The organism is Bifidobacterium reuteri DSM 23975, from assembly GCF_000741695.1.
GTDB lineage: Bacteria > Actinomycetota > Actinomycetes > Actinomycetales > Bifidobacteriaceae > Bifidobacterium > Bifidobacterium reuteri.
The window spans coordinates 224,234-235,071 of sequence record NZ_JGZK01000005.1 but is presented as its reverse complement, the minus strand read 5'-3'; the positions used below and the strand labels follow the sequence as shown (position 1 = coordinate 235,071).

Here is a 10,838-nt window from a genome sequence, read left to right as displayed (position 1 = left end):
ACCGAAGCAAAACCTCGGACAACCAGGACATCCGCCCCGTCGACAGCCTCTCAGCGAAGCACAACCTCGGTTCACCAGAGCACTCGCCCTGCCCACAACCTCTCAGCAAAGCACAACCTCGGGTCATCCGACCATACGGCCCCTACAGGCCCACTCGCCGAAGCACAACCTCGAACCATTATGCGATATGGTCCACTGACAAACAGCCAATGGACCATATCGCACAGCGATGCGAGGTTTTGCCCCGCTCATAGACCGATACTGGTCAGCTGAAGTAGGCGATGACCTCTTCGGCAGTTCCATAGGCGCTTTGCGCGCCGAGCTTGGTCGCAGCGTATGCGGAGACATAGGATCCGATCTGGGCGGATTGCAGCAACGTGAATCCGGCCGCCAGACCTGCGAGCACGGTCCCCATGAAGGAATCACCGCATCCCGTGGTGTCCACCGCATCCACCTGTGCGGCGGAGACACGATGCCAACGACCATCCTCAATGACGATTGAGCCCGAAGCCCCAAGCGTCACGATGGCTCTGCCGAAGCCATAGTCGACGAACCGGGAGGTCACCTCATACCAGTCATAGTCCACGGAATCGGTGTCGGGCAGACCCAGCAACTGCGCCACCTCATGCTGATTGACCAGCAGGATGTCCGTGGCCTCCACCAGCTCGTGCGGCAGTTCGTCCATGAACGGGGAATCGTTGAGCAGCACGGTCACGCCGGCGTCATGCGCGGTCTGCGCCGCCGCGATCACCGTGGCGATCGGACTTTCCAGACATAGACCAAGCACGGCGCAGGACGCGATGGTGTCACGATGGGATTGCACATATCCGGCACTGACCTTCGCATTGGATCCCGGGGAATAGACGATGGTGTTCTCGCCCTCGGCGCTCACGGTGATCAGCGTGGTGCCACTCGGGCCTTCCACGTGCAGGATGTCCGCGGTGTCCACACCAGCCTCATCCAGTTTGCTCAAGAGGAAGTTCGCGTTGTCGTCCTCCCCGACAGCACCCAGCAATTGCACGTTGGCGCCAAGTCTTGCTGCGGCGGCAGCCTGATTTGCCCCTTTGCCGCCGGGTAGCACTTTCATGGCACCACCGTTGACGGTCTCCCCCGGCTTGGGGAGCCGTTTGGTGCTGACCGTGTAGTCCGCGTTCATCGAACCGACCACAATGACAGCACCCTGCGCCTTGCCCAAGGCTTCCAGACGATCGCGTACCGGCTCGGGCATCTGCTCATGTTCTTCACTACTCATGCTTGCCCAGCATAGTAGCCCCGCTGACGACGGGGAGGATAATCAGCCGCGCAGCTTGCGCAGACGCTCGTGCATGGCGACCATGAGCACCAGGAACAGCAGCAGATACCACGGATACAAGCTGATGGTCACGTACTGTGCAATGATGCCGAACAACGGCGGCATGAGCAGCGTGCCGGTGTAGGCGCACGCCATTTGCACACCCACGATCGCCTGCGAATTCTCCTCACCGAAGTATGCGGGCGTCGAGTGGATGACGCACGGATAGATCGGCGCGCAACCGAGACCCACGACGATCAATCCGGCCACGATACCCAGATGATGTGGCAACGGAAGGAACATCGTGACCACACCGAGCAGCACCAGCACCTGACCGATGCGAATCATCACCGGGTCGCGGAACCTCATGGTCAAGAAGCCGGACAGTGCACGTCCCACGGTGATGCCCACGTAGAACAGGCTGGCCCAGCTGGCCGCCGTGACCTTGTCCACGCCGGCGTGCATCACCATGTAGCTGGAGGCCCACAGGCCGGCGGTGCTTTCGATGGCGCAGTAGCAGAAGAACATGATGAGGATTTCCCTCGCGCCACGGATCGCCAGCACACCGGCCACGCCAAGCGGCTTGCGTTCCGTGCCGGCGGACGAAGCCGCGTCGGCCCCGACGCCCTCACCGGCAGCGCTGTCGACGCCGTTCGCCTCGGCCGCCGCACGACCGCGTGACTTCCACAGCGGCAGACTCAGCACCAGAATCAGCGTGAGCGCGACCTGCAGGATAGCGATGTACCGGTATCCCCACGGCCAGCCCTGTCCGTTGGACAGCGCATATCCCATGATGTACGGGCCAATCGAGGCGCCGACGCCCCACATGCAGTGCAGCCAGCTCATATGGCGGCTCTCGTAGTGGATGGCGACGTAGTTGTTGAGCGCAGCGTCCACACCGCCGGCACCCAGACCGTATGGAACGGCGATGAGCAGCAGCACCCAGTAGTTCGGCGCCACGGAGAAGCCGGCCAGCGCTATGGCCGTCAGAGCCACCGAGATGGCAGTGACGCGCCCTGCGCCAAGACGCAATGTCATACGGTCGGAGAGCAGCGCGGAGACGATAGTGAACAACGAGATGACTGCAGATATGCCGCCAGCCCACGAAACCGGCACCGCAAGGTCCTGGCTCATCGTGGGCCACACCGCCCCCAGCAGCGAGTCCGGCAATCCCAAGCTGATGAACGCCACGTATATCACAGCAAGCAGCAGGCTGGCCATACACACACCTTTCAGCATCGAAGACAACATTGTGATAACGATGTCATAAGGTTACCAAACGGTCACCAAGCAACACGCGGACGAACGTACACATTTATCGCCCACACCGAGGCGTCACCCATGGCAGTCATGCACCCCGCCGCAGCGCAACGCCACCAACACAGCCTCGCTGTATATCGAAATTCGATATGAAACAACTGTGAAGAATCGATTTACGATAGACATATATCGAATATCGATATCATACGATGCAGGCATGAGCACCAATCTCACGCATCATCCGGACGGCACGGTCCCCGAAACGGGCACCTCCGCATCGCCTATAGCAACGGCATCCGCAACCGCTTCGCTCGCGTCCACCCCATCCGCAACCGCGCAGTCTGCGGACACACCACCCGCAGAGTCACCGCTCCCGAACGCATCATCATCCGCCACGCCGACGCTTTCAATGCGCCGTCGCATCACCCTGATCGCCGCGGCGCTTGTCATCCCGTTCGCCTTCGACCGGCTCATCATCGACCCTCCTTCATTCGCGAGTGGCACCTACACTGCCAGCTGGCTTCCCTGGGGCGTGTTCTGTCTTGTCATACTCGCAATCGGCGTCCTGCTGTTCGTCACAAGGGCCTGCCGCACGCCGATGTGGTGGATCGTCGGTGCCGTCGCCGTGTTCTGCGCGTCATGGCTGATCGTCAACGACACCTCGCTGGCGGCCGATTGGCGCAACGCCTCCGGCCCGACGCCGAACTTCTGGTACTCGCTGATCACCGGCTACCTTGCCCTGCCGGCGTTGCTCATGCTGCTCCTGCAGCTGTCGAGCGCCACCTTCGACATCCGCCGTCCGGCCACGCTGATCGCGGACTGGTTCCTTGGATGGACGGTCAGCCCATTCTCGCGCTGGCCGCTGCTCATCGACACGCTCGCACGGCTCGTCGATACGGCGACGCATCCGGATGGCAATGATGTCACGTCACGATCGCCGGAGACCACACTGCGCAAAATCGGCATCGCGCTGCTCATCAGCCTGCCGATTCTCTGTCTGCTAATCCCGCTGCTCATGCAGGCGGACGAGGTGTTCGCCTACGGCGTGACCCACATGGTCGACCATATCGATCTCACGCGGTTCCTCTTCCATGCCGCCGTGGTCGTCATTCCCGCGCCGTTCCTGTTCTCATTGCTGGCGAGCGTAGAGACCCGGACCACGGAACCGGAACTCGGCGGCCTGCGGCAGGCCGAGCGACGCCGCCCGTTCGACCCGACCATCGCCGCGGTGGTGCTCGGACTCGTGCTGGCGTTGTACGCCGTGTTCTGCATCATCCAGTTCACGTTCCTGTTCGCCGGCGCTGGTCTGCCTGCCGGCTACACGTACGCGGAATACGCGCGTCAGGGCTTCTTCCAGCTGCTGTTCGTGACCGCGCTCAATCTGGCGGGCTACGGCGTCGTGATGACGTTCGTACCACGCACCAGGACGATGATCGGCCTCGAAATCGGCCTCATCACGGCGACCGGTGTGATGCTTGCCTCCTCGGCCACCCGTCTGGGCCTATACATCGCCGCCTATGGCATGACCTGGCTCAGGTGGCTGTCGCTGACGTTCATCGCGTTGCTCGCGGTGATCCTGCTGCTGGCGCTGGTCCGTCTTTTCCGTGAACGCCTGCCGCTGATCACCATCGGATTCATCCTGGTCCTCGTCTGGTGGGTGGCGCTGGGGTTGAGCGATCCGGACTGGGTAATCATGTCGTGGAACGCTACACTGGGGGTATGAGCGCCCCAACCCGGCAGCAGCGCCTGCGAGGCGCCCAAGCAGGACTTGACCTGCGGCTGATAACGACGTGGCGCCGGCACACGGTCGAAACCCGCATGTCGGCGCCACCGGCCACCGGTCATCAGCCGGAACGCCGGAGCCGCCGATGCGGCACATGGCAATCCGGCATGTGACAATCCGGCATGTGACAATCCGTCACGTATCAATCTTGGAGCGGTCGAAGTCGTCGGCATTGTCGACGATGAACTGCTTGCGCGGCGGCACGTCATCGCCCATGAGCAAGCTGAAGATCTCCGACGCCTGAGCGGCGTCCTCCATGCGGATGCGGCGGAGCATGCGCGTGCGCGGATCCATGGTGGTGTCCGCCAGCTGGTCGGCATCCATCTCGCCCAGACCCTTGTAGCGCTGGATGTCATCGGCATAGCCGATATGCTTGGCATCCAATTCGGCGAGTTTGTTCGCCAGCTCATCGTCCGAATACGTGTACAGGTACTCACCCTTACGCGAGCCGGTCAATGCGATGCGATGCAGCGGCGGCACCGCGGCGTACACATAGCCATGCTCAATGAGCGGCCGCATGTACCGATAGAACAAGGTCAGCAGCAGGATGCGGATATGCGCGCCGTCCACATCGGCATCGGTCATCATGATGATCTTGTGATATCGAGACTGGTCGATGTCGAAACTCTGGCCGGAACCAGCTCCGACCACCTGGATGATGGCCGCGCATTCCTTATTGGACAGCATCTGCGTGATCGAGGCCTTCTGCACGTTCAGGATCTTGCCTCGAATAGGCAGCAACGCCTGGAATCCGGCATTGCGCGCGGCCTTGGCCGTGCCGAGTGCCGAGTCGCCCTCCACGATGAACAATTCGGCCACGTCATCGTTGCCGGGCTGGCAATCGGAGAGTTTGGCCGGCATGGACGCGGATTCGAGCGCGTTCTTGCGGCGGGTCACCTCCTTGGCCTTGCGCGACTGGATGCGTGCATGCATCTCGCCGACGATCTTCTCAAGCACACGGGCCGACTGGTCCTTGAATCCGCGCTTGGCGCCGGTGATCATCTCACCGAACTGCTGGTCGGTGAGCCGCGTGACTATCGGCTTGACCTGGGCGGTACCGAGCACGTCCTTGGTCTGGCCTTGGAACTGCGGCTCGGCGACACGGGCGGTGACCACAGCCACGAGCCCGGCCTGGATGTCGTCGCGCTCCACCTTCATGGCTGAATCCTTGAGATTCACCTTGAGCTTGCGGGCGTTGTCCTCCACGGCCTTGCGAATCTGCTTGGTGATGCCGTTCATGAACCCATCCACGTGGGTGCCGCCGCCCGGCGTCTCCACGATGTTGACGAAGCTCATGATCGTGGTGTCATAACCGTTCACCCAGCGCAGGGCGATATCGATACCACAGGTGCGTTCAATCTCCTGGGCATGCAGCTCGCCGCCTTCGCCTACGGCCTGTGTCTCCTCCTTGTAGGTGCCTTCGCCCTGGATGCGCCAGATATCGGATACCGGTTCGCCTTTGGAGAGGAAATCCACGAAATCCTTAACACCGCCGGTATGGCGGAACTCCACGACGCGCGGGTGGGCCGGCTGCTCGCCGAATGCACCGTCGGCCATCTCGTCGGATGCGCCGAAGGAAAAATCCTCATCTCGTTCGCCGGCATCTGTGGAACCGTCGATGCCCGCGTCCTGACCGTCAATCTCGGTCGCCGATGCCGAATCGCCGGACTCCGTGGCATCCGACCGATCTGTGGTCACGGTCGCCGACTCCGGCACGTTCTCATCGACGATGGTGATCTTGAGACCGGGGACCAAGAAACTGGTCTGACGCACGCGATCGACAAGCTGCTCATAGGAGAACTCGGCGGTTTTGTTGAAGATCTCCGAATCGACCCAATACCGGATGCGAGTACCGGTGGTTTTCGGGCTCACCGTGCCGATGATGTCCAATTCGGTAGGACGGTTTTTGCGCGTGCGCTTGAACGGGGAATCCGGCGAGGGCTTGGCGGGGTCGGCATCCGTATAGACGCCTGGATGCCCCTGATGGAAGGACATATGGTGGGTCTTGCCGTCACGATCCACTTCCACATCGAGACGGGAGCTCAACGCATTCACCACGGAAGAGCCCACGCCATGCAGACCGCCTACCGCGTTATATGAGGAGTTGCCGAACTTGGCGCCTGCGTGCAGCTTGGTCATTACCACTTCCACGCCCGACAAGCCGGTTTTCGGTTCCTTGTCCACCGGAATGCCGCGCCCGTTGTCCGCGACCTCCACCGAACCATCGGTATGCAGGGTCACCACGATATCCGTGCAGAAGCCTGCAAGTGCCTCATCAACGGAATTATCGATGATCTCCCACAGGCAATGCATCAGACCCTGTGAGTCCGTGGTGCCGATGTACATGCCCGGACGCTTGCGAACCGCATCCAGGCCTTCGAGAACGGCTAGATCCTTCGCGCCGTATTCTTCTTTGGGCATAGTCCTTTTCTTCTATAACAGGCATCCTGCTTTCCCGGCGAACCGGGGAAAACGAAACGGATGAGTCCGCGTCCGACCGTCTGCTCAGCGACTACTCAACGGATGGCTCCGTCGCTGGACAGTTCACTGGACTGTCCAGCTCCTCGCGTGATCGCGCTGCCGAGCGGCGCGATCACTGGTCCAGGAAGTCGCGCAAGGTCTGCGAACGGGAGGGGTGACGCAGCTTGGACATGGTCTTGGACTCGATCTGGCGGATGCGTTCACGGGTTACACCATACACGCGACCGATATCATCCAAGGTCTTCGGCTGGCCATCTTCCAGACCGTAGCGCATCTTGATCACGCCGGCCTCACGTGGGGACAGCGTCTCCAGCACCTGCTTGAACTGCTCCTGCAGCAGGGAGAAGGCGACGGCGTCGGACGGTGCGATGGCGTCGGTGTCCTCGATGAGGTCACCAAACTCGGAATCACCGTCCTCGCCGAGCGGCGTGTGCAGCGAAATCGGCTCACGACCGTACTTCTGCACTTCCTGCACCTTCTCGACAGGCATGTCCAGCTCGCGAGCCAGCTCGTCCGGCGTGGGCTCACGACCCAGATCCTGCAGCATCTGACGCTGCACGCGGGAGAGCTTGTTGATGACTTCCACCATGTGCACGGGCACACGGATGGTGCGGGCCTGATCGGCCATGGCGCGGGTGATGGCCTGGCGAATCCACCATGTGGCGTAGGTGGAGAACTTGAAGCCCTTCTTCCAGTCGAACTTCTCGACGGCACGGATAAGACCCAGATTGCCTTCCTGGATCAGATCAAGGAACAGCATGCCGCGGCCCGTGTATCGCTTGGCGAGGGACACCACCAAGCGCAGGTTGGCCTCCAACAGGTGGTCCTTGGCCTTCTTGCCGTCGGCGGCGGCCCACTTGAGCTCGCGCTTGCGCTTGAACTCCATGCCTTCCGACTGGGTGTCCAGCAGATGCTGCGCGTACAGGCCGGCCTCGATGCGTTCGGACAGGTCGACTTCCTGTTCGGCGTTCAGCAGGCTCACACGGCCGATCTGCTTGAGATAGTCCTTGACCGGGTCGGCAGTGGCGCCTGCGGCGATGACCCTGCGCTTCGGATTGCCGGCGGGAATGACGTTCTCATCGTCGTCATCCGTGTCGGAGACCACATAGGCACCTTTTTCCTTCGGCTTTTCGGGGGCCTTGGGCTTGTTGTCCTCGTCGTCATCCACGTCGTCGGCGTCGATCTCATCCTCGTCGGAATCATCGTCATCGTCTTCAACATCGTCGGCGTCAACGTCGTCGATGTCCTCGTCCAGGTCGTCGACGTCCAGGTCGTCGTCACCGACCACGTCGTCACCGAGTTCGTCGTCCTGGTCGTCCTCGTCTTTGATGAGATCCTCATCATCGGCCGGTTTCGCAGAGGACTTCTTGGAGGCGGCACGACGAGTCGTCTTCCTGGCCGTCTTTTCTCCGCTGTCCTCTGCTGCGACCTTGGCAGACTTCGTCGCGCGAGGCTTGCGAGTGGAGGTCTTGCGTGCGGTGGTCGTAGAGCTGGCCTTCTTCTTGGTCTCGGTCTCCTCGCCGGAGTCTTCCGCGTGCTTGGTTGCCGTCGTTTCCTTCGTGGCCAAAACTGCTCCTTCTGATCTCTTGCCGGAAGCACCCATACCACATGGGCCCACTTCTGGCAAGGGCAAATCTTCAACTATGAGAGTTAATCACCTTCTACGGACGATTATTCCCGCACAGCGAAAAACGGCACGACATCACCGACGGCGACACGATGAGGACGCACAGACCCCAACCGCACGCAAGTCACCTCTTTCAGATGCAATCCCCGTCACATGGCCGATTCCTTGTTCTCACAAGCACACCATGCCGGGAAAACGCCACGGTCGGAAGCGGAAAACACCATCGCCGCCAACGAGCAGTCCTCATCAAGCACGAGGCATTGCAAGGCGAGTGCCGCCGCGCTCGAATCCCCAAGCCACCATAGCGCATAGGCCGCTACAGCCAACGGCTGTATGCAATACGGCACCGGGGATGCACAGGCGATGTCAAGCAGCATGGTAATACCGGTCCGGCATCGTTCCTCGTCCGGGACCAGCCCTTCATCTTCAAAGGCCGCCGTGAGCAGCGTGCCCATCCGGCGACGGGCGTGCTCGCTGTGGGGCTTCGCCGCAAATTCCATAAGCTGTGATTTCGGGCATCTGTTCTGATCGACGATGAGCGACAAAATGAGCGCGTCGCGTATCGACAACGTCTCATTCATGCCCACGGCGAACGCCGCCATGGTGTCATCGTCCAAGCTGGCCGTGCCGTCTTCGAGCGAGGCCAGCCACTCATCCAACGGTTCGGACACCCAGTCGGCGTCGGCCTGCTGGGGGCCGCGTGCGCGACGATCGGCATGGAATGCATCCGACATCATCTTCAGGTCGTCTGCATCGAAACCATTGAATTCGTGACTGCCATGCGCAGGAGGCGTTTGCCTTCGCGAGCGCCGCGCTTCATCGTTACGGTCATTGCGTGATGCGGTGCCGCGCGATTCGCCTTTGCGATGGCGCCCCGGCCCGTTGCCGTTCTTGGCACGGCGTCTGCCGGACCGTCCCGCACCGTCATGCCGTGCACCGCATCCGGGTTTGCCTGCACTCACTCTGGTCGTTTCGAATCCGTCGACGGCACCGCCACCATCGGTTCGCGCGTCGTTGTCGTTCATCACCATGATTCCTGCCTTTCCCAGTCGATGCCCCACGCCATCCGCGTCGGTCGCATCAGCCCGTCACCGTTGACGGGCGTACATCCACTATGCAATGAACCCGCCGTGATACCAACGATGATCGACCATTGTGGTTCCAGCTTCACAACCCAGTGTTTCCAACGTTCTTGTATTCATCACAACCTGTGGATAAGTTATAAGGCATGTGCACAACCGCGAAAGACCTGTCCATCATCGAACCACGCATCGGCACGCTGGTCCGCGACCTGACCGACGCCCCCGACACTGGTGAGGTGGCTGCGGCCCTGCGGCCGGTGATGGACGATGTGATTCAGCAGGCCGTCACCTCAAGCCAGGGCGGGAAACGCCTCCGCGCCTTGCTCAGTCTCGATGCCTTCGACGTGCTTACCGAGCAGCATCACGTGAACTCCTCGCGAAACGCGATGATCGATCTGGCCTGCGCCATCGAAGTGTTCCAGACCGCCGCGCTGGTACATGACGACATCATCGACGAATCCGATTTGCGCCGTGGCAAGCCTTCAGCCCATCGCGCGCTGGAATACGCCGTGCACAACGCATCCATAGGACGCGGTCTCGGATTGATGCTAGGAGACATCCTCGCCACCGAATGCATCGAAATCGCGCGCCGTGCTGCCAAGCAGCTCAGCAACAGCGACGCCATCATCGAATCGTTTCTCACGATGCAACGCGAGGTGGAGATAGGACAGGTCCTTGATCTGGGCGTCGAAATGACTCCGCTCAGCAATCCGCAGGCATTGGTTCAGGCATCGTTGAACGTGTTCCGATGGAAGACGGCGAGTTACACCACCATCGCGCCACTGCTGTTCGCGCTGTTGGCAGCCGGTGTCGACCCGCAGGACGCCCGGCGTGAGGCATTGGCCGTCGGGGAGCCGCTGGGTCTGGCGTTCCAACTTGCGGACGACCTTCTGGATGTCATCGGGTCCAGCCGCAATACCGGCAAGCCGGTAGGCGGCGACATCCGCGAGGGGAAGCGGACCGTGCTGCTGGCCGATGCCCTCAACGCCGCCAACGTATCGGACCGGGACGAGCTGCGCGCCATGTTCGAGGCCGAGCATCGTGATGAGACCCAAGTAGGCCGCGTCATCACGCTCTTCGAACGCACAGGTGCGATCGACCAATCCCGTGCCCGCATCAGCATATTGTGGTCGCAATCGAGGCAGGCCATAGAACAATGGCATCTCAGCGAGGATGGTCGGCGCCGCCTCATCGAGGCATGCGCACGGTTCATCCCCTCAGACCTCAGGTGAGGCGCCGCTGGCCACCGCCGGCAAATCCGGGGCAAGGCAGTTATCGCAGCGATCACATCACAACGAAACCAATCCATACCGC

The 10,838-nt window shown here is 61.4% G+C and carries 6 protein-coding genes and 1 pseudogene; 2 read left to right on the top strand and 5 right to left on the bottom strand.

Translation table 11 applies throughout. The annotated features are described in order from the left end of the window. Positions 1-265: 265 nt before the first annotated feature. Positions 266-1,228 carry a ribokinase gene (locus BREU_RS06260; RefSeq protein WP_044088876.1) on the bottom strand — a complete coding sequence of 321 codons (963 nt, stop codon included), beginning with the start codon at positions 1,226-1,228 and terminating at the stop codon, positions 266-268. Positions 1,229-1,294: 66 nt separating this feature from the next. Next, positions 1,295-2,512, bottom strand: coding sequence for an MFS transporter (locus BREU_RS06255; protein ID WP_044088874.1), 1,218 nt, complete (start codon positions 2,510-2,512; stop codon positions 1,295-1,297). A gap of 256 nt (positions 2,513-2,768) precedes the next feature. Between BREU_RS06255 and BREU_RS06245 the strand changes: the two genes are divergently transcribed. After that, on the top strand, positions 2,769-4,274 hold the full coding sequence (locus BREU_RS06245) for a DUF4153 domain-containing protein (RefSeq protein WP_081886581.1): 1,506 nt from the start codon (positions 2,769-2,771) through the stop codon (positions 4,272-4,274). A 195-nt stretch (positions 4,275-4,469) separates the two neighbouring features. Here the strand turns inward: BREU_RS06245 and BREU_RS06240 are convergent, their stop codons facing one another. The 3 genes and pseudogenes from BREU_RS06240 to BREU_RS06230 form a co-directional block, all read right to left on the bottom strand. Further along, positions 4,470-6,755, bottom strand: coding sequence for a DNA gyrase/topoisomerase IV subunit B (locus BREU_RS06240; RefSeq protein ID WP_044088872.1), 2,286 nt, complete (start codon positions 6,753-6,755; stop codon positions 4,470-4,472). A 172-nt stretch (positions 6,756-6,927) separates the two neighbouring features. After that, entirely contained in the window at positions 6,928-8,382 is a 1,455-nt protein-coding gene (locus BREU_RS06235) for an RNA polymerase sigma factor (RefSeq protein ID WP_044088870.1), read from the bottom strand. 209 nt (positions 8,383-8,591) lie between these two features. Further along, a pseudogene (locus BREU_RS06230) lies at positions 8,592-9,164 on the bottom strand (DUF4192 domain-containing protein); the annotation flags it as partial. A gap of 506 nt (positions 9,165-9,670) precedes the next feature. Between BREU_RS06230 and BREU_RS06225 the strand changes: the two are divergent. Next, a complete protein-coding gene (locus tag BREU_RS06225; protein WP_044088869.1) occupies positions 9,671-10,756 on the top strand; it encodes a polyprenyl synthetase family protein in 1,086 nt (361 codons plus the stop codon). The last annotated feature ends 82 nt before the right edge of the window (positions 10,757-10,838 follow it).

Coding starts and splice junctions, on each gene's coding strand:
- BREU_RS06240 (WP_044088872.1), bottom strand. CDS start 6,755: ATGCCCAAAGAAGAATACGGCGCGAAGGATCTAGCCGTTCTCGAAGGC.
- BREU_RS06260 (WP_044088876.1), bottom strand. CDS start 1,228: ATGCCCGAGCCGGTACGCGATCGTCTGGAAGCCTTGGGCAAGGCGCAG.
- BREU_RS06255 (WP_044088874.1), bottom strand. CDS start 2,512: ATGGCCAGCCTGCTGCTTGCTGTGATATACGTGGCGTTCATCAGCTTG.
- BREU_RS06225 (WP_044088869.1), top strand. CDS start 9,671: ATGTGCACAACCGCGAAAGACCTGTCCATCATCGAACCACGCATCGGC.
- BREU_RS06245 (WP_081886581.1), top strand. CDS start 2,769: ATGAGCACCAATCTCACGCATCATCCGGACGGCACGGTCCCCGAAACG.